The 23,012-nt window shown below is 60.7% G+C and carries 20 protein-coding genes; 11 read left to right on the forward strand and 9 right to left on the reverse strand.

Annotated elements, in window-relative coordinates:
- Positions 1–302: 302 nt before the first annotated feature.
- The 9 genes from AB4N98_RS12025 to AB4N98_RS12065 all read left to right on the forward strand — a co-directional run bounded on the left by AB4N98_RS12025 (position 303) and on the right by AB4N98_RS12065 (position 10,451).
- A complete protein-coding gene (locus AB4N98_RS12025) occupies positions 303–1,610 on the forward strand; it encodes a CitMHS family transporter (RefSeq protein WP_460149464.1) in 1,308 nt (435 codons plus the stop codon).
- A gap of 64 nt (positions 1,611–1,674) precedes the next feature.
- A complete protein-coding gene (locus AB4N98_RS12030; protein ID WP_460149465.1) occupies positions 1,675–2,442 on the forward strand; it encodes a TerC family protein in 768 nt (255 codons plus the stop codon).
- A gap of 256 nt (positions 2,443–2,698) precedes the next feature.
- Positions 2,699–4,357, forward strand: a complete 1,659-nt coding sequence (locus tag AB4N98_RS12035; protein ID WP_017530599.1) for a Na/Pi cotransporter family protein — start codon at positions 2,699–2,701, stop codon at positions 4,355–4,357.
- A 57-nt stretch (positions 4,358–4,414) separates the two neighbouring features.
- Complete coding sequence (locus AB4N98_RS12040; RefSeq protein ID WP_460149466.1) at positions 4,415–5,797, forward strand: M16 family metallopeptidase; 1,383 nt, start codon at positions 4,415–4,417, stop codon at positions 5,795–5,797.
- A 73-nt stretch (positions 5,798–5,870) separates the two neighbouring features.
- Complete coding sequence (locus AB4N98_RS12045) at positions 5,871–6,902, forward strand: DUF5924 family protein (protein WP_017530597.1); 1,032 nt, start codon at positions 5,871–5,873, stop codon at positions 6,900–6,902.
- Positions 6,903–6,957: 55 nt separating this feature from the next.
- Entirely contained in the window at positions 6,958–8,106 is a 1,149-nt protein-coding gene (locus AB4N98_RS12050) for an ABC transporter permease (RefSeq protein WP_065879177.1), read from the forward strand.
- Complete coding sequence (locus AB4N98_RS12055) at positions 8,103–8,906, forward strand: ABC transporter ATP-binding protein (protein ID WP_017530595.1); 804 nt, start codon at positions 8,103–8,105, stop codon at positions 8,904–8,906. Before AB4N98_RS12050 ends, AB4N98_RS12055 begins: the two co-directional genes overlap by 4 nt.
- Position 8,907: 1 nt before the next feature.
- Positions 8,908–9,846 carry an MlaD family protein gene (locus tag AB4N98_RS12060; RefSeq protein WP_017530594.1) on the forward strand — a complete coding sequence of 313 codons (939 nt, stop codon included), beginning with the start codon at positions 8,908–8,910 and terminating at the stop codon, positions 9,844–9,846.
- A complete protein-coding gene (locus AB4N98_RS12065) occupies positions 9,843–10,451 on the forward strand; it encodes an ABC-type transport auxiliary lipoprotein family protein (RefSeq protein ID WP_065879178.1) in 609 nt (202 codons plus the stop codon). The genes AB4N98_RS12060 and AB4N98_RS12065 overlap by 4 nt, the downstream gene beginning before the upstream one ends.
- A gap of 94 nt (positions 10,452–10,545) precedes the next feature.
- On the opposite strand, the gene AB4N98_RS12070 is transcribed toward AB4N98_RS12065, so the two are convergent.
- From AB4N98_RS12070 to AB4N98_RS12090, 5 genes are all read right to left on the reverse strand, one after another.
- Entirely contained in the window at positions 10,546–11,775 is a 1,230-nt protein-coding gene (locus AB4N98_RS12070; RefSeq protein WP_017530592.1) for a nucleoside recognition domain-containing protein, read from the reverse strand.
- 98 nt (positions 11,776–11,873) lie between these two features.
- Positions 11,874–13,205: a glutamate/aspartate:proton symporter GltP gene (gene gltP, locus AB4N98_RS12075; RefSeq protein WP_017530591.1), complete on the reverse strand. Its 1,332-nt coding sequence runs from the start codon at positions 13,203–13,205 to the stop codon at positions 11,874–11,876.
- Between the two features lie 732 nt (positions 13,206–13,937).
- Positions 13,938–14,405, reverse strand: coding sequence for an inhibitor of vertebrate lysozyme family protein (locus tag AB4N98_RS12080; RefSeq protein ID WP_017528758.1), 468 nt, complete (start codon positions 14,403–14,405; stop codon positions 13,938–13,940).
- 2 nt (positions 14,406–14,407) lie between these two features.
- Positions 14,408–14,572: a DUF1328 domain-containing protein gene (locus tag AB4N98_RS12085; protein ID WP_003170804.1), complete on the reverse strand. Its 165-nt coding sequence runs from the start codon at positions 14,570–14,572 to the stop codon at positions 14,408–14,410.
- Positions 14,573–14,652: 80 nt separating this feature from the next.
- Positions 14,653–14,952, reverse strand: coding sequence for a hypothetical protein (locus AB4N98_RS12090; protein WP_026067330.1), 300 nt, complete (start codon positions 14,950–14,952; stop codon positions 14,653–14,655).
- 378 nt (positions 14,953–15,330) lie between these two features.
- On the opposite strand from AB4N98_RS12090, the gene algB reads away from it, so the two are divergent.
- A complete protein-coding gene (gene algB / locus AB4N98_RS12095) occupies positions 15,331–16,677 on the forward strand; it encodes a sigma-54-dependent response regulator transcription factor AlgB (protein ID WP_017528756.1) in 1,347 nt (448 codons plus the stop codon).
- A 10-nt stretch (positions 16,678–16,687) separates the two neighbouring features.
- Positions 16,688–18,475 (forward strand): ATP-binding protein, encoded by a 1,788-nt coding sequence (locus AB4N98_RS12100; protein WP_017528755.1) that lies wholly within the window; start codon positions 16,688–16,690, stop codon positions 18,473–18,475.
- On the opposite strand, the gene AB4N98_RS12105 is transcribed toward AB4N98_RS12100, so the two are convergent.
- The 4 genes from AB4N98_RS12105 to dsbA form a co-directional block, all read right to left on the reverse strand.
- On the reverse strand, positions 18,472–19,248 hold the full coding sequence (locus AB4N98_RS12105; protein ID WP_217855586.1) for an N-acetylmuramoyl-L-alanine amidase: 777 nt from the start codon (positions 19,246–19,248) through the stop codon (positions 18,472–18,474). The genes AB4N98_RS12100 and AB4N98_RS12105 overlap by 4 nt on opposite strands.
- Before the next feature lie 88 nt (positions 19,249–19,336).
- The gene (locus AB4N98_RS12110; RefSeq protein WP_460149467.1) at positions 19,337–21,412 is read right to left on the reverse strand and encodes a GGDEF domain-containing protein; all 2,076 of its coding nucleotides are present in this window, start codon (positions 21,410–21,412) and stop codon (positions 19,337–19,339) included.
- Positions 21,409–22,287 (reverse strand): endonuclease/exonuclease/phosphatase family protein, encoded by an 879-nt coding sequence (locus AB4N98_RS12115; RefSeq protein ID WP_017528752.1) that lies wholly within the window; start codon positions 22,285–22,287, stop codon positions 21,409–21,411. The genes AB4N98_RS12110 and AB4N98_RS12115 overlap by 4 nt, the downstream gene beginning before the upstream one ends.
- 10 nt (positions 22,288–22,297) lie before the next feature.
- The gene (dsbA, locus tag AB4N98_RS12120) at positions 22,298–22,933 is read right to left on the reverse strand and encodes a thiol:disulfide interchange protein DsbA (RefSeq protein ID WP_065879183.1); all 636 of its coding nucleotides are present in this window, start codon (positions 22,931–22,933) and stop codon (positions 22,298–22,300) included.
- Positions 22,934–23,012 lie beyond the last annotated feature (79 nt).

Genomic DNA, 23,012 nt, shown 5'->3' on the forward strand with positions numbered 1-23,012 from the left:
AGATACACTCCAAATGTGGGAGGGTGCTTGCCCCCACATTTGACCGATGTATTCCTGTAGACCGTGCATCCGCCTCCCCTCACCTGTTTGGCCAGCGAAAGCTGGCTGAAAGCTTTCGCGTCTAGGATCACCCCCACTGTCGGCAACAAGACCGGCTGTTAACAACAACAATGGTGATTCCCGATGTCCGCCCGTAACCGCCTGCTCGCCCCGACTCCACCCGTACGTCTAGAGCCTTTCGTTCTGCGCTGAACCTGAACCGGTTCGCCATTCCCTAGCCGCACTACGCCTGGAGTACTCCTATGCTGACTTTCCTTGGCTTCGCCATGGTCATCACGTTCATGTTCCTGATCATGACCAAGCGCCTGTCCGCGCTGATCGCCCTGATCATCGTGCCGATCCTGTTCGCGCTGTTCGGTGGTTTCGCGCCGAAGATCGGCCCGATGATGCTCGAAGGCATCACCAAGCTCGCGCCAACCGGCGTGATGCTGATGTTCGCCATCCTCTACTTTGCCCTGATGATCGACTCCGGCCTGTTCGACCCGGCCGTGCGCAAGATCCTCAAGATGGTCAAGGGCGACCCGCTGAAGGTATCGGTCGGTACCGCCGTACTGGCCCTGGTGGTGTCCCTCGACGGTGACGGCGCCACCACCTACATGATCTGCGTAGCCGCCATGTTGCCGCTGTATCAGCGCATCGGCATGAGCACGCGAATCATGGCCGGCCTGATCATTCTCGCCGGTGGCGTGATGAACATGACCCCCTGGGGCGGCCCGACCGCCCGTGCCGCCAGTGCGCTGCATGTGGACCCTTCGGATATTTTCGTACCGATGATCCCGGCCATGGCCGCGGGCGTCGTGGCAATCCTGGTGATCGCCTATATGTACGGCAAACGTGAACGGGCGCGTCTGGGTGAGTTGCACCTGCAGGGCGACGAGATCGATCACAGCGAAATCAGCGTGTCGCAATTCCCTGACGCGCGCCGTCCGAAGCTGATCTGGTTCAACGGCGCCCTGACCCTCGCCCTGATGTGCACCCTGATCGCCGGCCTGTTGCCGCTGCCGGTGCTGTTCATGGTGGCGTTCAGTATCGCGATGATCGTCAACTACCCATGCCTGCAACAGCAGAAAGACCGCGTCGCCGCCCATGCCGGCAGCGTTTTGGCGGTGGTGGGGCTGATCTTCGCCGCCGGTATCTTCACCGGCATTTTGTCGGGCACCGGCATGGTCGATGCCATGTCCAAGAGCCTGCTGGCGGTCATCCCTGAAGCCCTGGGCCCGTACCTCGCGGTGATCACAGCGCTGGTGAGCATGCCGTTCACCTTCTTCATGTCCAACGACGCGTTCTACTACGGTGTGTTGCCGGTGCTCGCCGAGGCCGCCAGCCACTACGGTATCACCGCTGTAGAAATGGCCCGCGCCTCCATCGTTGGCCAGCCTGTGCACTTGCTCAGCCCGCTGGTACCGTCGACCTATCTGCTGGTGGCCCTGGCCGGTATCGAATTTGGCGATCACCAGCGCTTCACCTTGAAGTGGGCAGTACTGGTATGCCTGTGCATAATGTTCGCCGCATTGCTGATGGGGATTTTTCCGCTGTTCAGCACTCTATAATCGTACAACCCAACTGCGCCGGCCCTACGCCGGTGCGGTCTAACACACGCTCAAAGGAATACACATGGAATGGCTGACCAATCCGGAAATCTGGATTGCCTTCTTCACCCTGACGGCTCTCGAGATCGTCCTGGGCATCGATAACATCATCATGATTTCGATCCTGGTCAGCCGCATGCCCAAGCATATGCAGGCGCGCACCCGGATCTTCGGCCTGGCACTGGCCATGGTCACGCGCATTCTGTTGCTGCTGTCGATCACCTGGGTCATGGGACTGACCGCCGACCTGTTTGTGGTGTTTGGCCAAGGCATTTCCGGGCGCGACCTGATCCTGTTCTTCGGTGGTCTGTTCCTGCTGTGGAAGAGCTCACAAGAGATGTACCACGCGCTGGAAGGTGAAGACGAAACCCACGACGAGCCTAAAGGCGCCGGTGGCAAGTTCATCTACACCATCATCCAGATCGCGATCATCGACATCGTGTTCTCCCTGGACTCGGTGATTACTGCCGTGGGTATGGTTTCCCACGTACCGGTCATGGTTGCCGCGATCGTCGTCGCCGTACTGGTGATGATGCTGGCCGCCGGCACCATCAGCGAATTCATCGATAAACACCCGTCGTTGAAGATGCTGGCGCTGTCGTTCCTGCTGGTGGTGGGTACCGTGCTGATCGCTGAATCGTTCGATGTGCACGTGCCAAAAGGCTACGTCTACTTCGCCATGGCGTTCTCGCTGGCGGTCGAAGCGGTGAACATCAAAATGCGTACCGCCATCGCGAAAAAGAAGAAGCAGCAGGATCCAGTGAAACTGCGCAAGGACATTCCGGGTCAATAAATTTGACCCGCTGTTGAAAAAGGGGCTTAAAAGCCCCTTTTTTTCTGCGCATTCGGGACACGAAGCATCCCTGGCGGCATCCCCAGGCAGAGCGTGAGGCATCGGCCTTCATGACAGTTTTGTTTCAATCCCCACTTTAGCTATGCGATGCTGGCGCAGCGCCCATTCGCCAACTACAGCTTAAGTACAAGACGTAGAGCGGCACGCGGCAATTCTCATTTGCTCCTTTGGAGCACACCCACACGGGGGGCCGAGCATGCTGACCTTGCTCAATCTGCTTTCCGCCGTGACCCTGCTGATCTGGGGCACGCATATCGTCCGTACCGGCATCCTGCGGGTCTACGGCTCCAACTTGCGCCAAGTCATCGGGCAGAACATGTCCAAGCGCTGGCTGGCGTTTATCGCCGGCATCCTCGTCACGGCCATGGTGCAGAGCAGCAACGCCACGGCAATGCTGGTGACGTCTTTTGTCGGCCAGGGCCTCATGGGCCTGATGCCTGCCCTGGCGACCATGCTTGGCGCCGACGTCGGTACCGCGTTGATGGCGCGAGTGTTGACCTTTGACTTGTCGTGGTTGTCACCACTGCTGATTTTTCTCGGGGTGATTTTCTTCCTGTCGCGCAAACAGACGCGGGCCGGGCAGCTCGGGCGGGTGGGCATCGGCCTCGGGTTGATCATCCTCGCGTTGCAATTGATCGTTGAAGCCGCCGGGCCGATTACCCATGCCCAGGGGGTCAAGGTGATTTTCGCCTCGCTGACCGGCGACATCCTGCTCGACGCCCTGGTCGGCGCCTTGTTCGCGATGATTTCCTACTCCAGCCTGGCCGCCGTGCTGCTGACCGCTACCCTGGCCGGCGCCGGTGTGATCGGTTTGCACGTAGCCATCGGCCTGGTGATCGGCGCCAACATCGGCAGCGGCGTACTGGCATTTCTCAGCACCAGCATGCAGAACTCCGCCGGTCGCCAAGTGGCCTTGGGCAGCCTGTTATACAAACTGATCGGCTTGCTCTTGATCATCCCGGTACTCGACCCCCTCGTACGCTGGATGGATGATTTGGACTACAGCGCCCAAGGCATGGTCATCACCTTCCATCTGCTCTACAACGTCAGCCGCTGCCTGATCCTGTTGCCGACAATTGGCCCGATGGCCCGCCTGTGCGCGTGGTTGCTGCCCGAGCGTGAAGAGGTCAACGGCAAGGCCAAGCCCCGGCATCTTGACCCCACTGCCCTCACCACGCCCAGCCTGGCGCTGGCCAACGCCGCCCGCGAGACCCTGCGCCTGGGCGATCTGATCGACAACATGCTCAGCGCGATGCAGGAAGTGCTGCTCGGCAAGCAAACCGCCATCACTCAGGAAATGCGCAGCCTCAGTGATGACGTCGAAGCGCTCTACAGCGCAATCAAACTCTACCTGGCGCAAATGCCCCGCGAAGACCTCAGCGAACACGACAGTCGGCGCTGGGCCGAGATCATCGAACTGTCGATCAACCTAAAGCTGGCCGGTGACCTGATCGAACGCATGCTGCGTAAAGTCCAGCAGCAAAAGACCTCACAGCGCCGCCAGTTCTCCGAAGTGGGGCTGGAAGAACTCACCGACCTGCACAGCCAGTTGATCGCCAACCTGCGCCTGGGCCTGTCGGTGTTCCTCAGCGCCGATCCGGAAAGCGCACGTCAGTTGCTGCGGGAGAAACGCCGCTTCCGCGCCCAGGAACGCCGCCTGGCCCATGCCCACGTCAGCCGCCTGCAACGCAAGATCGTGCAAAGCCTGGAAACCAGTTCCCTGCATCTTGAACTGATTGCCGACATGAAACGCCTGAACTCGTTGTTTTGCAGCAGTGCGTATGTAGTGTTGGAAACCTCCGACACCGGCGCGCTCTCGGCTGAAGATATTGCCGACATCACGCATTCGCCCTGAACGTACGATGGCCCGTGAAGTCAGTTAGAGCTGACCTCACTCGCCAGGAAGCCAGTTATGCGTCGCCTGTTATTCGCCTGCCTGCTCATGGGTTCTGCCCACGCCTTTGCCTTTGATCGCTTGCAAGTCGAGGGCTACACCCTGCCCAACGGCTTGCAACTGCTGCTCAAACCGGGCACCGAACGCGGGCATGTCGCCATCCGCCTGGTGGTGGGCGTCGGCCTGGATGACTTCAGTTGCGAGGAAAAGGAACTGCCGCACCTGCTCGAACATGTGTTGTTCAGCGGCATTGACGGCGCGGACGAAGGCGACCTCGAAGAGCGCATGCAAGCCCTGGGCGGCGAGTGGAACGCCTACACCAGCAATGCCGACACCACCTTCGTGATCGAAGCCCCCGCGCACAACCAACGCAAAGTGCTCGACTTATTGCTGGCGATCATCACCCGCACCGAACTGACCGACGCCAACATTGACGCCGCCAAAAAAGTGGTTGAGCGCGAAGACGGCGGCCATTACTCGCACCTGCAACGCCTCCTGGACCGTCAAGACCTCGGCCACACCGCCAGCAATCAGCTGGCGGTCGAGTTGGGCCTCAAATGCGCCGAGCGCGCCGAAGTCGGTCACCTGACCCGCGAGCAGTTGCAGGCGCTGCGCACGCATTGGTACGCCCCCAATAACATGACGCTGATCGTCGTCGGCGATCTCGACAAAGTGCTGCCGGCCTATCTGGAGCGCACCTACGGCGAACTTGACCCGGTCGACCCCACCGAACACCGGCCCTTGCCCGAGATCCGGCACACCGCGCTCGGCCACCGCGAGCTAATCCACGGTTGGGTCGGCGACAGCGCAAAACTGCACTGGCTGTTCCCCGAACCCGTGCTGGACGACCAGCATGATGAGACCTACGACCTGCTCAAGGACTACCTCGACTGGGCGCTGTACCGCCAACTGCGCCTCCAGCACGGTTTGTCCTACGGCCCCCGAAGCGAACGCGAAGTGCTCGGCGACGTCGGTTTCCTAAGCCTGAATGCCGACCTTGAACGGGACAAGCTCCCCGCAGCCGAACATGTCATGCAGGACCTCACCGCCCAACTGCTCAAGGACGGCCTTGATCCGGCCGTCTTCGCGCGCCTGCAGCAGGCCGCCATCGCGCGGCAAGCCTGGGCCGTGCAGGGCAACAGCGCATTGGCGGACTACTACTGGGCTGCGGCAGCCGACTACGACAACGGCCGCTTCAGCGACCCGGCCAAACGCATCAAGGCCGTCCATCTGGACCAGGCCAACCAGGCCATGCGCCAATTGCTCAAGCAGCCAGGTTACTGGCGTGTGGAAAAACCCCTGCTCAGTTACGACATGCTGAGTTGGATCGGCGCCGGTGCACTCGGCCTGATCGCCATTGTGTTGATCGGCATACGGGTTTATCGCAAACGGATCGCGTAATGAGGCACCGAACACCAGGTTAAGACGTTATTCTGTTTGGGTTTTTCTCCTACAAAAGACTGCGAACCGCCGAATGCCGAACCTGACCCACTACATCCAGCGCATCCTCGAACTGATGAAGCGCTACCCAGGGGTGATTGCCCTGGGCGGTTTCATTTCGGGTGTGAGCAGCTTCATCCTGGTAGACCGCCAGCAGGGCATGGCCAGCTGGATCGCGGTGATCATGCTGGTGAGCTGGCTGTGGCTGATGCTGGAGAACAGCTTTACCCAACTGTTTACCAAAGTCTTCAAGCGGGAAATCCCCGAGCCCCTGCTGCGCTACGCCACCCAGATGATCCACCAGGAAAGTCTGTTTTTTGTGCTGCCGTTCTTTTTCATCACCACCGCCTGGAACAGCGGCCAATCGATTTTCACCGGCCTGCTCGGCGCGGCGGCGCTGGTATCAATCATCGACCCGCTGTACTACAAGTGGCTGGCCCCCAAACGCTCTCTGTTCCTGGCGCTGCACACCCTGACCCTGTTCGCCGCGTTGCTCACGGCGCTGCCGATTATCCTGCACCTGACCACCGCCGAGAGTTACAAACTCGCCCTCGGGGTGGCCATGGCCTTGTCGATCCCAAGCCTGGCGGTGAGCCTGCCACTGCGCAGCTTCAAAGGCTGGGCGATGTTGCTGGGGGTGACGGCCGTCATCGGTTGCGCGGGTTGGTTCCTGCGCAGCTGGGTTCCCCCGGCCACGCTGTGGTTGACCGAAGTGGCCATCAGCACCCAACTGCAAGACCGCACGCCGGGCGATGACCTCAAGGAAGTCAGCGCCGCACAATTGCGCAGCGCCGGGCTGTACGCCTATACCGCGATCAACGCACCGCGCGGGCTGGATGAGCGGATCTACCACGTGTGGAAATTCAACGGCAAAGAAGTCGACCGCATTGCCCTGGATATTCACGGTGGGCGCAAAGAGGGCTACCGCGCCTGGACCCACAAGCAGAATTTCCCGGGCGACGCAGCGGGCCGCTGGCAGGTTCAGGTGCTGACCGAAGACGGGCAAGTGATCGGCGTACTGCGTTTTAAAGTCACCGACGCAGCACAAACGGACAACCCAAAATAGGCTGTATCGTGCTATTACGTAGCAATTGTGGATAGCCAATACAAGCTCGGAGCTTATGACCAGTAGCACCACGGCCGGCGCAGCCCAACTCGATACGTCCTCCGTTCCTCCTTTACTGCGGATTACCGGAGACTGGACGCTTGCCCACTACGCAAACCTGAAGAAGCTGTCGGACAAACTCGACGGCCAATACGACGCCGGCGCGCGCATCGACCTCAATGGCCTCGGCGCGCTGGACACCGCCGGCGCCTCGCTGCTGGTGGAGCTGCTGGGGCCAACCCGCATCGAACAATCGGCCGAGCAGACCGATTGCAGCCTGTCTGCCGCCGACCGCGCACTGCTCAAGACCGTCTACCGCTCCCTGAACGACTTCTGCGTTCCCGAAAAAGCCCCCGAAGAAGCCACCGGCATCCAGCTGCTGGCGCGTATCGGCCGGGCGGTGGACACGGTGTGGCAGGACAGCAAGCAGTTGCTGGGCTTCATCGGCCTGATCCTCGAGACTTTCGCGCGTGGCATTTTCCGGCCCAAGCGCTGGCGTATCACGCCGATGGTTGCGCACTTGGAACAAGTCGGCCTCGACGCCGCGCCCATCGTGGCCTTGCTGACCTTTCTGGTAGGCGCCGTAGTGGCATTTCTCGGTGCGACAGTGCTCAAGAGCTTCGGCGCGACGATTTTTACCGTGGACTTGGTGGCCTTCTCCTTCCTGCGCGAATTCGGCGTGCTGCTTACAGCCATCCTGATTGCCGGTCGCACAGCCAGTGCGTTTACCGCACAAATCGGCTCGATGAAGGCCAACGAAGAAATCGACGCCATCCGCACCCTGGGCCTGGACCCGATGGAGTTACTGGTGCTGCCGCGCGTGCTGGCGCTGTTGGTGGCGCTGCCGATGTTGACGTTCCTGGCGATGCTCTCGGGGATTATCGGCGGTGGCGTGGTGTGTGCGGTGGCCTTGGATATTTCCCCGGCGATGTTCCTCTCGCTGTTGCAATCGGACATTGGCGTGCAGCATTTCCTGGTGGGCATGGTGAAAGCGCCGATCTTTGCTTTCCTGATCGCCGCCATCGGTTGCCTGGAAGGCTTCAAGGTCAGCGGCAGCGCCGAATCGGTCGGTGCCCACACCACCTCCAGCGTGGTGCAGTCGATCTTTGTGGTGATCGTGCTGGATGCCGTCGCGGCGCTGTTTTTCATGGAGATGAGTTGGTGAGTCGTTTACACCGGGCGCCGACCGAGGCGGTGATCCAGGTACGCGGCCTGTGCAATCGCTTTGGCAGCCAGAGCGTGCACGAAAACCTCGATCTGGATTTGTATAAGGGCGAGATCCTCGCGGTAGTCGGCGGTTCCGGCAGCGGTAAATCGGTGTTACTGCGCAGCATCGTCGGCCTGCGCCGGCCCAGTGAAGGCGAAGTGCGAGTGTTCGGCAAGAACCTGCCAAGCCTGCCGGAACATGAGCGCTCCCTGGTGGAACGGCGCTTTGGCGTGTTGTTCCAGAAGGGCGCGCTGTTTTCCTCGCTGACCGTGACTGAAAACGTCGCGCTGCCGCTGATCGAACATGCCGGCCTCAGCCGTGCCGACGCGGAGCACTTGGCCGCGGTCAAACTGGCGCTGGCCGGGTTGCCGCTGTCGGCCGCCGACAAGTACCCGGCGTCGTTGTCCGGCGGCATGATCAAGCGCGCGGCACTGGCCCGGGCGCTGGCGCTGGACCCGGACATCCTGTTCCTTGACGAACCCACCGCCGGCCTCGACCCGATTGGCGCGGCGCAATTCGACCAACTGATCCTGACCTTGCGTGATGCGCTGGGCCTGAGCGTGTTTCTGGTCACCCATGACCTCGACACGCTGTACACCATCACCGACCGCGTTGCCGTGCTGGCACAGAAAAAAGTGCTGGTGGCCGACGCCATCGATGTCGTCTCGGAAACCGACGACGCCTGGATTCACGAATATTTCCACGGCCCCCGGGGCCGCGCGGCATTGGATGCCGCTCAACCGCTCAACGAGGTATGACATGGAAACCCGAGCCCATCATGTGATGATCGGTCTGTTCAGCGTGATCGTGGTCGTCGGCGCGATGCTGTTTGGCCTGTGGCTGGCCAAGTCCAGCGTCGACAGCGCCTTTCAGGATTACGAAGTGATTTTCAACGAGGCGGTCAGCGGCCTGTCCCAGGGCAGTTCGGTGCAATACAGCGGGATCAAGGTGGGCGACGTGATCAGCCTGAGCCTGGACCCCAAGGACCCACGCCGCGTACTGGCGCGTATTCGCCTGGCCGGGCAGACGCCGGTCAAGGAAGACACCCAGGCTAAGCTCGCGCTGACCGGCATTACCGGCACTTCGATTATCCAGCTCAGCGGCGGCACCCCGCAAAGCCCGGAACTCAAGGGCAAGGACGGCAACCTGCCGCAGATCATCGCTTCGCCGTCGCCTATCGCGCGGCTGCTGAACAACAGCAACGACCTGATGACCAGCATCAACCTGCTGCTGCACAACGCCAACCGTATGCTGTCGTCGGAGAACGTCGACCGCATCAGTAGAACGCTGGACAACTTGCAACAAACCACCGGCGCCATTGCCGAGCAGCGCGGTGATATCAAGGTGGTGATGCAGCAACTGATGCAAGTGAGCAAGCAGGCCAGCGCTACCCTGGAGCAGACCACGGTGCTGATGCGTAACGCCAACGGCTTGCTCAACGATCAGGGCAAGCAAGCCTTCAGCAGCGCCGAACAGGCAATGAAATCCCTTGAGCAAAGCACCGCGACCATCAATACCCTGCTCAGCGACAACAAAAGCTCGGTGAACAGTGGCATGCAGGGCCTCAACGAACTGGCGCCGGCCGTGCGCGAACTGCGCGAAACCCTCGGGTCGTTGCGGGCCATCTCCCGCCGCCTGGAAGCCAACCCCAGCGGGTACCTGCTGGGCAGCGACAAGAACAAGGAGTTCACGCCATGAAGCGTGCTTACCAACTGATCGCCCCCGTGGCCCTGGTGCTGATCGGCGCATGCTCGATCCTGCCCAAGGCCGACCCTTCGGACGTGTACCGCCTGGCCGCCGCACAAAGCGCCACACAAGGCGCGCCGGTAAGCTGGTCGCTGCGCGTGACCAAGCCGCAGACCAGCGAGTTTCTCGACAGCCCGCGCATTGCCGTGGTGCCCAATGGCGATTTGATCAGCAGTTATGCGAACTCACGCTGGAGCGATCCAGCGCCGGTGCTGTTACGTAACCGCTTGCTGGATGGGTTCCAGCGTGATGGGCGGGTGACGCTGCTGAGTACGGATGACACCAATCTGCAAGCCGATTACGAGCTGGGCGGGCAATTGCAGGCTTTCCAAAGTGAATACCGCAGCAGGGTAGAGGTGGTGATTCGACTCGACGCACGCTTGGTGCGTGGAAGTGACCAACGGATTATTGCCAGTCGGCGGTTTGAAGTGCGACAGCCGGTGGGAGATACCAAGGTGCCGGCGGTGGTGGCGGCTTTTGGGCAAGCGGGGGATCAACTGAATAAGCAGGTAGTGGAGTGGGTCGTGGGGCAGGGCAACGGTGCGGTGAAACGCTGAGGGCCTCATCGGGAGCAAGCCCCCTCCCACGGGTTGATCTATGAACACATTCAACCTGTGGGAGGGGGCTTGCTCCCGATAGCAATCTCCAGCCTTAAGCAAAAAACCAATAGCACACCGCAATCGCTGCCACGACGCCGGCAAACTCCGCCAGCAACGCACACCCTACCGCGTGCCGCGCCCGCTGGATCCCCACCGAACCGAAGTACACCGCCAACACATAAAAAGTGGTCTCGGTACTGCCTTGGATCGTCGCCGCCACCAGCGCCGGGAAGCTGTCAACGCCTTGGGTCTGCATGGTTTCGATCAACATCGCCCGCGCCGCACTGCCAGAGAACGGCTTGACCATGGCGGTCGGCAACGCATCGACGAAACGCGTGTCCATCCCTGTCCAGGCCACCACATGGCGAATGCCTTCCAGGCCGAAATCCAGCGCGCCGGATGCGCGCAGCACGCCCACCGCGCACAGCATCGCCACCAAGTACGGCAGCAGATTCCTGGCGACGTCAAAGCCCTCCTTGGCCCCTTCGACAAACGCCTCGTAGACCTTCACCTTGCGCAAGGCACCGATCAGCAGGAACAGCATGATCAAGCCAAACAGCGTCAAGTTGCCGAGGATCGACGACAAACCGGCCAGCGCCGTGGCGGACAAGGTTGCCAGCAGTGCCATGAAGCCACCCAACATCAACGCGCCGGGAATCAGGTAGGCCAGCACGACCGGGTCCCACAGTCGCAGGCGCTGCATCACCGCCACCGAGAGCAGGCCCACCAGGGTCGAGGCGCTGGTGGCCAGCAGGATCGGCAGGAATACCAGCGTGGGGTCGGCGGCGCCTTGCTGGGCGCGGTACATGAAGATGGTCACCGGCAGCAGCGTCAATGAGGACGCGTTAAGCACCAGGAACAGGATTTGCGCGTTACTGGCGGTGTTGGGAATGGGGTTGAGTTCCTGCAACGCCTTCATGGCCTTGAGGCCGATGGGCGTGGCGGCGTTGTCCAGGCCCAGGCCGTTGGCGGCGAAGTTGAGGGTGATCAAGCCGATGGCAGGGTGGCCGGCGGGCACTTCCGGCATCAAGCGGCGGAACAGCGGGCCGAGGGCCTTGGCCAGCCAATCGACGATGCCGGCTTTTTCGGCGATGCGCAAAAAGCCCAGCCACAACGTCAGCGTGCCAAACAGCAGCACCATCACTTCCACCGACAATTTGGCCATGGCGAAAATGCTTTCCACCATCGCGGCAAAAATTCCGGCGTTACCGCCTACCAGCCATTGCGCCAGCGCTGACACCATTGCCACGACGAAGAAGCCAAGCCATAGGCCATTGAGCATCAGTTAAATCCCCCGAAAGATGGGGCGAATGATAGCGGGGCTGGCAGAAACGACAAACCCCGGAATGCTCCGGGGTTTGTGTCAGCGCCAGCGTGCTGTCAGCTGCGGGTGGCTTGGGCCGTTGGCAAGGCTTGCTTGCTGCGCCAGTGCGGCAGTGAATTCCAGTAGCGCTCGCCCTTGGCGTCGTCGTACATGCCTTCCCAACGGGAGATCACCAGCACCGCCAACGCGTTGCCGATCACGTTGAGGGCGGTACGCGCCATGTCCATGATGCGATCGACACCGGCGATGAACGCCAGGCCTTCCAGCGGGATGCCCACGCTGCCCAGGGTGGCCAGCAGCACCACGAAGGACACGCCCGGCACGCCGGCGATACCTTTGGAGGTGACCATCAGCGTCAGCACCAGCATCAATTGCTGGCCGATCGACAGGTCGATGCCGTAAAGCTGGGCGATAAAGATCGCCGCGATGCTCTGGTACAGGGTCGAACCATCGAGGTTGAACGAGTAACCGGTCGGTACCACAAAGCTGCAGATCGCCTTCGGCGCGCCGTAGCTTTCCATCTTCTCGATCACTCGCGGCAGCACGGTTTCAGAACTGGCGGTGGAGTAGGCCAGTACCAACTCATCCTTGAAGATGCGCATCAGCTTGAGGATCGAGAAGCCAAACAGGCGTGCGATCAGGCCCAGTACGGCAAAGGCGAAGAACAGGATGGCGACGTAAACCAGAATCACCAGCTTGGCCAACGGCAGCAGCGAGGCGAAGCCGAAGTTGGCCACGGTCACCGCGATCAGTGCGAAGACGCCGATCGGGGCGTACTTCATGATCATGTGGGTGACTTTGAACATGCTCTCGGACACGCCCTGGAACAGGGTGACCAGCGGCTCGCGCAGTTCAGGCTTGAGGCTCGACAGGCCCAGGCCGAACAGTACGGAGAAGAAGATGATCGGCAACATTTCGCCACGGGCAACAGCGGCAAAAATGTTCGATGGGATCAGGTTGAGGATGGTCTGGATGAACGCATGCTCATGCTGCACCTCGGCGGCGGTCGCCTGGTACTTGGAGATATCCACCGTCCCCAGGGTACTCATGTCGATGCCCGCGCCAGGGTGGAACAGGTTGGCCAGCAACAGGCCGACCACGATGGCGATAGTGGTGACGATTTCGAAGTAAAGGATGGTTTTGACGCCGATGCGACCCAGTTTTTTCGCATCACCCACACCGGCAATGCCGACGATCAGCGAGGAAATCACAATCGGGATCACGATCATCTTGATCAGGCGGATAAAGATATCGCCCGCCGGCTGCAGCACGTTGCTGATCCACCAGGCCTTTTCAGCACTGAAATGGTTGAGCACTGCACCGATTGCAATCCCCAGCACCAAACCGATGAGGATCTGCCAGGCGAGGCTTAGCTTTGCCTTCTTCATGTCATTACCCTTACTTCAAGTGAACTTAAGGCAAATGCGCCAGCTGCAACGCTCGAAAGCGAAAAAGTGTGTGCATCTGCCTCCCTGGAAGGTCACCGCAGCGTGGCCGAAATGGCTTACTGGCAGGCGAAAAAAGGCGCAACTATTCCCATGCAAGGGAGCGCCGTCTAATGCCGTAAACGCCTACCCTATGCCGAATCGGCATGACTTTTTTCGATAATAGCTGTCTGATCGGTCAGTTCAAATGCGACATTTTGTCCGCTGAATATGCCGTGAACCGGCCAATACTGGCTCGCTCAGAGTTTCTGCACAGCTTTGGGGCACTGGCTGAGACGCCAGTGAATTCGGCGGGCTCACGTCAAGAATGCCTTGCGCCTTGCACAAAACTTTCTCGATAGATGGTCATCCCGACATACCAAGTAATGGTTGGGATTGAGCAAAAAGGAATTTTGCGGCTAAAGGCGGCATAAGCGGAGAACGACACAAACGGCAGAGGAGAATCACAAGCCCGCCGCAAGTTCAGCAAGCCATCGGCTTGTGAACCTGCGTCGCAGCTTTCGCCTGACCCGGCCCTTGCGCAGGCACTCCCTGTACCCGTAGGTCACGCCGATCCCGTTTGATCAGAGCAACCCAGCCCCTTGGTCATGCACCGCACCTGTCGCGCGGTGCAAATAGAAGGAAGCAAAGGTGCTTCTTTCTATGGATGCGAGCCCCGTAAACCACAGACGGAACTCAGTACCAATTCGGATCTTTCTTCAACTGCTCCATCAGCAGCTTCCGCATGCCCTCGTCCGGCTTACCGATAAAGCGGTAATCGGCGTGCCGCGTTGGGGATTTGTCCGCCGGAAGGCCGGCCGGGACTTCCACCAACATGGCGTAGGCGTCTTCCTTGTCGAGGCTGAAGGCGACGATCAGGCGCTTGTTCAGGCAGGTGTCTGCGGTTTCGCAGAGCGGCCCGACCAAGTACTTGTCGCCATCCTCTTCCACGGCATTCATTTGCTCGGCCGTGCCCGACAGGTTCATCACCCATTCCGGCAGCCGCTCTTCTTTCTTCACCACGCCTTGCCATGTCTCGCGGTACTGAGGGTCCGCGCTGAGCAATTCATTGGCTCGGGATTGGCCGTCGTTGGCAGCCATCACCAGCCCGCTGCCGCCCAAGAGCAGGGCGGCAGCCATGGTTTTAAAAGACAAAGGGGTCATATTCAGCCTCGGCCGCGACGACCAAAGAAGAACGATGCGATGAACATCACCAGGAAGACCACAAACAGGATCTTGGCGATACCCGTGGCGGTGCCCGCGATACCACCGAAGCCCAGGACTGCAGCCACAATGGCGATGATCAGAAATGTGATTGCCCAACTCAACATGGTGATTCTCCTTACGCTTCTTCTATAGAGGTAACAGCGGTAATGCCTGCGGCCGCTGAATCAGCGTCCGCGTTTTTTGCCTAGAACACCCAACGCTCTTGGGTAGGTAACTGGCCCAGGGTGGAATCCTGGTCGGCCACTCGCAATTGCGGGGCGGTTACATCAGCAGACGCGCTACCGACGGAGCGGCTGCCAATGGAACTGAAATGGGTCTGGGTTATCGCCGGACGTTCAAATGAGGAGGCTTGCTGCTGGCTCTGCTGCCAGTGCTGGAACTGCTGGCCTGCAATCAGCGTGACCATCACCGCCAAGCTCGCAAACAGACCTTGTTGCAAGCGCAGTGGCGATACACGCAATGGGCTGAGGCTTTGGCGAGTCATGCTGCTGTTCTCCCGCATTCTGGCTATTCGTTGGGAGAGATATTGCAGAGCGCATGCCAGCTTTTTTATAAAATAAAAACCTACAAAATCAATGAGTTACATATTCGTTATTCAACACTCGGGCAGCATCCTGCACGATCCCTCCCAGGCGGCCGTGCGAAATGCACGATGGCTGGCAATCGGATCGGGGTCATGAAAACGTTAATAGCGTCGCGGAAGTGGCAAGACGGCGTGAAAAGGCCATCAGGCATGACTTTGTAGGAAGGCGTGCAGATAGCTGCACGAGGTTGCCTTTAATCAATCAGAATAAACCATGCAACTTGCCCGATTATTCCGGGACTAAACACCATCATTCATAGTTAAAGGAGCGCGGGACAGATGGAATCAGCCAAGGAACTTCAAGGCCGCATTCTTTTAGTGGATGACGAATCCGCGATCCTCCGCACCTTCCGTTATTGCCTGGAAGATGAGGGCTACACCGTCGCCACCGCCAACAGCGCGGCCCAGGCGGATGCCTTGATGCAACGCCAGGTGTTCGACCTGTGCTTTTTGGACCTGCGCCTGGGCGAAGACAACGGCCTGGACGTGCTGGCCCAGATGCGCATTCAGGCGCCGTGGATGCGTGTGGTGATCGTGACTGCTCACTCCGCCGTCGATACGGCGGTGGACGCGATCCAGGCTGGCGCCGCCGACTACCTGGTCAAACCGTGCAGCCCTGATCAACTGCGCCTGGCCACCGCCAAGCAACTGGAAGTGCGCCAACTCTCGGCTCGCCTGGAGGCATTGGAAGGTGCAGTGCGCCAACCCAAGGACGGTCTGGACTCCCACAGCCCATCGATGATGGTGGTGCTGGAAACCGCGCGCCAGGTGGCCGGGACCGACGCTAACATCCTGATCCTTGGCGAGTCCGGCACGGGTAAAGGCGAACTGGCGCGGGCGATTCACGGTTGGAGCAAGCGCGCCAAGAAGTCCTGCGTGACGATCAACTGCCCTTCGTTAACGGCCGAACTGATGGAAAGCGAGCTGTTCGGTCATAGCCGTGGCGCCTTTACCGGTGCCAGCGAGAGCACCTTGGGCCGGGTGAACCAGGCCGACGGCGGCACGCTGTTTCTCGATGAAATTGGCGATTTTCCGCTCACGTTGCAGCCTAAGTTGCTACGGTTTATCCAGGACAAGGAATACGAGCGTGTCGGCGACCCGGTCACCCGTCGCGCCGATGTGCGCATCCTCGCCGCCACCAACCTCAACCTGGAAGACATGGTGCGCGACGGCCGCTTCCGCGAAGACTTGCTGTACCGCCTCAACGTCATCACCTTGCACCTGCCGCCACTGCGCGAGCGCAGTGAAGACATCCTGACACTGGCCGATCGCTTCCTGGCGCGCTTCGTCAAGGAATACGCGCGCCCGGCACGGGGCTTCAGCGACCAGGCGCGCGAGGCACTGCTCAACTATCGCTGGCCGGGCAATATCCGTGAGCTGCGCAACGTGGTTGAGCGCGCGAGCATTATCTGCCCGCAGGAAAAGGTCGAAATCAGCCACCTGGGCATGGCCGAGCAACCGACCAACAACGCTCCGCGTATCGGCGCCGCGCTCAGCCTGGACGAGTTGGAAAAAGCCCACATCGGCGCCGTACTGGCCACCAGCGACACCCTCGACCAGGCTGCACGCACGCTCGGCATTGACGCGTCGACCCTGTACCGCAAACGCAAGCAGTACAACTTATGAGCTGTACCCTATGAAGTTAGCGATGAAACTGCGCACTCGGTTGTTCCTGAGTATCTCAGCGCTGATTACCGTCGCCCTGCTGGGGTTGATCCTGGGCCTGGTCAGTGTCATGCAAATGGCCAAGACCCAGGAATCGCTGATCCGCAGCAACTTTGTCACCTTGGACCTGGGGCTCAAACTGCGTCAGAGCCTGGGCGACCAGTGGATCATGATGTTGCAGCGACGCCCTGACGCCAAGGCGCTGCAAACCTCCAAGCTGCATTACCTGGACTTGCTCGACCAAGGCGTCGCCCATGAACAACGCGATGGCAGTGGCACCGGCTTCGCCCAGGCACGCAGCCAATACCAGAACCTGCTCGAGGCGTTCGACCAATCCCAGCAAGCGTCGCCACCACCGGGCAGCAAGGAAAACCTCACCGAAACCTTCAACGTGTTGCGCAATGGGCTGATTGCCGAACACAAGCAAGCCTTGGAAAACATCAGCGCCAGCGAACATAAGTCCCGCGCGCGCGCGTTGCTGATCGCCGGCCTGCTGGGGTTGGTGGGGCTTGCGGTGCTGATCATCGGGTTCGTCACGGCCCATGGTATTGCCAGGCGGTTTGGCGGCCCGATCGAAGCCTTGGCCAAGGCGGCCGACAAGATCGGCCAAGGCGACTTTGAAGTGACGCTGCCGATCTCCGCGGCGGCGGAGATGAACCAGCTGACCCGCCGCTTCGGCATCATGGCCGAAGCGCTGCGTCAGCATCAGGCGACCAATATCGACGAGCTTCTGGCCGGCCAGCAACGCCTGCAAGCGGTACTCGACAGCATCGACGATGGTCTGCTGATGATTGACCGCCAAGGCCGCCTGGAGCATCTCAACCCCGTCGCGCAGCGCCAGTTGGGCTGGGACGAAGAACGCCTCGGCCAGGGCCTGGGCGAGGCGCTGGTGCGTCCGGAGCTGGATGAACAACTGCAACTGGTGCTGCGCGGCGGCAACCTGGAGCGGGCACCGGAGGATCTGGAAGTAGAAGTCGAAGGCGAACTGCGCCTGCTGACCTACAGCCTCACGCCCGTCAGCCATACCCAAGGGCACATTCTCGGCGCCGTGATGGTGCTGCACGACGTGACCGAACAACGGGCTTTCGAACGGGTACGCAGTGAGTTTGTATTGCGCGCGTCCCATGAGTTGCGCACCCCCGTGACCGGCATGCATATGGCGTTCGGGCTGTTTCGCGAGCGTGCGAAGTTCCCGGCCGAATCACGTGAAGCGGACCTGCTGGATACGGTCAACGAAGAGATGCAGCGCCTGATGCAGTTGATCAATGACCTGCTCAACTTCTCGCGCTACCAGAACGGCCTGCAGAAACTCACCCTCGGGCCCTGCGACGTCATTGATCTACTGGAACACGCCCGCGCGCGGTTCGTGGAAACGTCGAATGCACAGCACATAGAACTGTTGGTGGAAGCTCAATCCGACCTGCCCAGGCTGTATGCCGACCAGGCACAGTTGGAGCGGGTCCTCGACAACCTGTTGGGTAATGCCCTGCGCCATACCGCAGACGGCGGGCAGATTCGCCTGCAGGCGCGACGCCACGGCGAGCGGGTGATTATCAGTGTCGAGGACAACGGCGAAGGCATCGCCTACGGGCAGCAAGGGCGTATCTTCGAACCTTTCGTGCAGGTGGGTCGCAAGAAAGGCGGCGCCGGCCTGGGCTTGGCGCTGTGCAAGGAGATCGTGCAACTGCACGGTGGCCGCATGGGGGTATATTCGCGGCCAGGGCAGGGCACTCAGTTCTATATGGCGCTACCGCTTTAACGCCGGTTTAGCGCGCGCAGGATGGCCGCACTTTCGGCATCCGGTGTGCCATCAAACAGCGACGGCCGGAAACGCATCTGGAACGCCGCGATCACGTGGCGCGTGGCGACATCCAACTCGCCGGTCTGGGGCGTCGAGTAACCCAGAAGAGCCAACTCTTCCTGAAACCAGCTGATGCTCGGCAGCTCGGTGGTGTACTGCACCTGGAACCGCGCCACAGCCTGTGCATCCGGCCACACCCCCAACCCTTCATCAGCCAGACGCTTCCAGGGAAACAGCGGCCCCGGGTCCAGCTTGCGCAGCGGGGCGATATCGCTGTGACCAATGATGTTCTTGGGGTCGATACCGTTGCGCTTGCTGATGTCCTTGAGCAAGACCACCAGCGACTTCACCTGCGCCTCGGAGTAGGGGTACCAGAGCCGCCCGGTCGGCGTATCGCGGTAGCCAGGGTTTACGATCTCGATGCCGATTGAGCTGGAATTGAGCCAGGTGCGTCCCATCCACTCGCTTTCCCCGGCATGCCAGGCGCGCTGGCTTTCATCCACCAGCTTGTAGATGGTGGCAGAGGCGTCGTCGCCGATCAGGTAATGCGCGCTGACCTGGCCGTGGGTCAGCAGCGCCAGTGAACGCTCAAGGTCGGTCGAGGTGTAGTGGACAACCACGAACTGCACGCGGTTGTCGTGGTTCGCCGAAGGGTGGCTGGTGTCCAGGCGCGGACCACTGGCGCAGCCGGATAGTAAGAGAAACACACAAGCGAAATAAAAGGATTTCATGGCGGAGGACGGTACGCTGAAGACGATAATGCAACAGTGTAACGTACGGTTTGCGGCCAGACGGTCAAATTACAAAATGGAACATCTTTTACGCCGCCTGCACCTGGTTACGCCCCGCGGCCTTGGCCCGATACAACGCCTCGTCGGCCCGCTTGAGCGCCAGCTCACTGCGCTCACCCGGCTGGAACTGGGCCACACCCATGGAGACTGTGATCGTCACCGGCTCACCTTTGAAGTGGAACGGGCAGGCCTCAATCGCATTGCGCAGCACCTCGCCGACCGTCAGAGCATCCGTCAGAGGTGAGTCGGGCATCAGCAGCACAAACTCTTCGCCGCCAAAACGCGCGATAAAGTCGCCTGGGCGCAGACGCTTGCGCAGCACGTTAGCGATGATCTTCAGTACCTTGTCACCGGCCAGGTGGCCGTAGCCATCGTTGATGCGCTTGAAGTGGTCCAGGTCGAGCATCGCCAGCGACAGACTGTTGCCGCGCTGGTGCCAGGCGTTGACCTCATAATCCAGGCGCTCGCTCCAGGCTGCGCGATTGGGCAGCCCAGTGAGCGGATCGATCAGGGCCTTCTGGCGTTGCACTTCCAGGTGCTCACGATAGCCCTGGGCTTCCTGTTCCATGCTGGCGACCCGTTCTGCCAGCCCTTTCAGGCGTGCCGCCACTTCCTGTTCACGCTGGTCACGCTGTTGCTGGTGTTCATCCATGGTGCCCAGCAAACCCTCAAGATGGCTTTCCAGGACATGCTTGAGGCTATCCAGGTCCGCTGCGTCCTGCACGCTGCTTTGCAGACCGTCGACCTGTTCGCGGATCTGCGAGTCCAACGCCTGCGCAGCGGTGCGGCTGTCGGCATGGCCATCACTGGCCACCTGCAGGTGACCCTGGAAGGCTTCGAGACGTTCGTTGAGCTGCTTGAGGTAAGCCTCGAATTCGTGCTGGCCGCTGTCAGTGATCGCCAGCATCAGCACCTTCAGATCATCAAGGATCGGCAGCAGCTCGTACCAGTTCAAACCGTGGGCCAGGCGCTCGCGCATGGCTTCGGCCTGGGGGCGATGACGCTCGGGCAAGGCCATTTCTTCCAGCAGCCCCAGCAGGGTGTCTTCGATATGTTTTGCCACCGAGCTGTAGGAAGGCTCGGGTGAGTCCGGCAGGGAATAGAAACCGTCCGATTGCAATTCGTCGGGGTCGGGCTCTTCGGTCTCCAGCACAGGCGGGAGAGAAAGACTGCCGATGAGCGTCTCGTCCGGCGCCTCGGTCTCAACCACGGGCGCTTCGACGAAGGCGGCAAGGGCGCTTTCGGGAGCAGGTTCTTCAGCTTTCGGCGCAGGCACCTTGGGTTCAACAGGCTCTGCGGCTTTTTTCACCGAGGCCACGACTGCGTCTTCTTGAGCTGGCGCTTCGTACACAAAGGTTTCGCCAATAACCTCGTCGATCTTGCCGGATGCTATGGGTTCAGGCTGGGGAGCCGCCGGCTTCTCGGCCTGTGGCGCAAAGGCCCGCAGGGCTTGTGTGAGTTCCTCGGACTGCTCAGGCTGCTGAGGCTGCTCCGGCTCAGCGGCGGGCTTGGCCGCTACGGGTTGCGGCGTCGGGCCGGGCACCGGCTCACTGGCCGCCGCCTCGTTGACGACCTCCTTGGCCCCAAACAGACGCTGCAACAACCGCGGCCCAGGGCGCGTGGTTTCGCCGTCCGGCTCCAGGTTATTCAATGCTTGCCCTTGCAAGCCGCTCAACTCGCTGAGCAACAGGGGAATTTCGCGGGCCTGGCCGACGCGGCCATCCAGTTGCTTGGCGAAGGTTTTCAGCGGGCGCGCTACCTCGCGGGGCAGCGGCAGCTTTTGCAGCTGCGTGACCAGAGAGGTCAGCGCGGTGCTGATCTGGTCAACCCGGGTTTCGCGACGCTGTTCAGAGTCCAACACGGCCTTTTCCAAGCGCGGCAGCAAGGCGGCGAGGGCGGCGTCCATGTCGTCGGTGCGCACGACGTCGCGCATTTCCTTCATGCATTGGTCCACCGCCCGGTCGGTGCCTTCCGCCGCCAGAGTACTGCGCACCAGCCCCCGGCGCAGCAGGTCGAGGCGGGCGGCCCAGCGGCGCTCGAGCTTTTCTTGTTGCTCGATACTTAACAGGTATTTTTCTTTCCAGCGCTGGGCGTCATCGCTCATGCAAAGGGTCCGCTGGTGCCTGGGCTCAACGCGGGCAATGCGTCGGCCGTGAGCGAACCCGGCAGACGAATCTCTACCGCGACCGGCAGGTGATCGGAGATGGGCTGCGCAAGCACCTGCACACTTTCGAGGGTGAGGGTGGGACTGAGCAGGATATGGTCAAGACAACGTTGCGGGCGCCAGCTGGGAAACGTGGCTTCAACCTGCGGGGCCAGTAGCCCGAGGTCACGCAATGGGGAGTTCTGTAGCAGATCGGTGGCGTGGGTGTTCATGTCGCCCATCAACACCTGATGCTTGTAGTTGCCGATCAGATCACGCACATAGGCCAATTGCAGGTTGCGAGTACGCCCACCAAGCGCCAGATGCATCATCACCACCACCAACGCTTCAGGCCCTTCGCCAAAACGTACGAGGATCGCCCCGCGACCCTTGGGGCCCGGCAGTGGGTGATCTTCGATGACCGTTGGCTTCAAGCGACTGAGCACCCCATTACTGTGCTGCGCCAAGCGTCCCAGGTTGCGATTGAGTTGCTGATACCAATAAGGGAAGGCGCCGAGGTGAGCCAGGTGCTCCACTTGATTGATATAACCGGACCGTATGCTGCCGCCGTCGGCTTCCTGCAGGGCGACCAGGTCGAAATCACTCAACAGGTCGCCGATTTTCTGCAGGTTGCCGGCCCGCCCGTTATGGGGCAGCAAATGCTGCCAGCCACGGGTGAGGTAGTGTCGGTACTTCTCGGTACTGTTGCCTACCTGGATATTGAAGCTGAGCAGGCGCAGGCGACTGTCTGCCGCCAAGCCTGTGGACTCCAGGTGATGCTCATTAACCTGCGGGTCGTGCAGGCCTACGACACGTTCGGTACCCCAGCGGCGCATGACGGGCCCCTTACTTGGCTTTGCGCTCTTTGGCAATCAACTGGTCGGCAACGTTGAGGGTCGCTTCAGGACCACCGGTGCTGCCCAGGTCAAAACGGTATTTGCCGTTGACGATCAGGGTGGGTACGCCTTGCACGCCGTATTTCTGCGCCAGTTCCTTGGCCTGCTTGATCTGACCCTGGATGGCGAAGGAGTTGAAGGTGGCCAGGAACTTGTCTTTGTCGACGCCTTGGGTGGCAACAAAGTCCGCCATGTCGTCAGGCTTGGTCAGGCGCTTGCCCTGTTTCTGGATGGCTTCGAATACCGCGTTGTGAACCTTGTGTTCCACACCCATGGCTTCCAGGGTCAGGAACAACTGGCCGTGGGCATCCCATGGGCCGCCGAACATGGCGGGGATGCGCTTGAAGTTCACGTCCTTGGGCAGCTTCTCGACCCATGGGTTGATGGTTGGCTCAAACGCGTAGCAATGCGGGCAGCCGTACCAGAACAGCTCCACCACTTCGATCTTGCCCGGCACCGACACAGGCACTGGGTTAGCCAATTCAACGTAGGTTTTACCGGCTTCAAGCGGCACATCGGCAGCTTGCGCGGTCATGCCGAAGAGGCTGGCAGTGACGAGAGCGGCGCTGAGGATCAGATTACGCATGCTTTACTCCTGGACAAATAAAGTCGCCTCACGCGACCTTTAGTTGTGACAGGTCTACGCGGACATGAGTTCGTTAGTG

The sequence above is a fragment of the Pseudomonas sp. S3_E10 genome, from assembly GCF_054667615.1.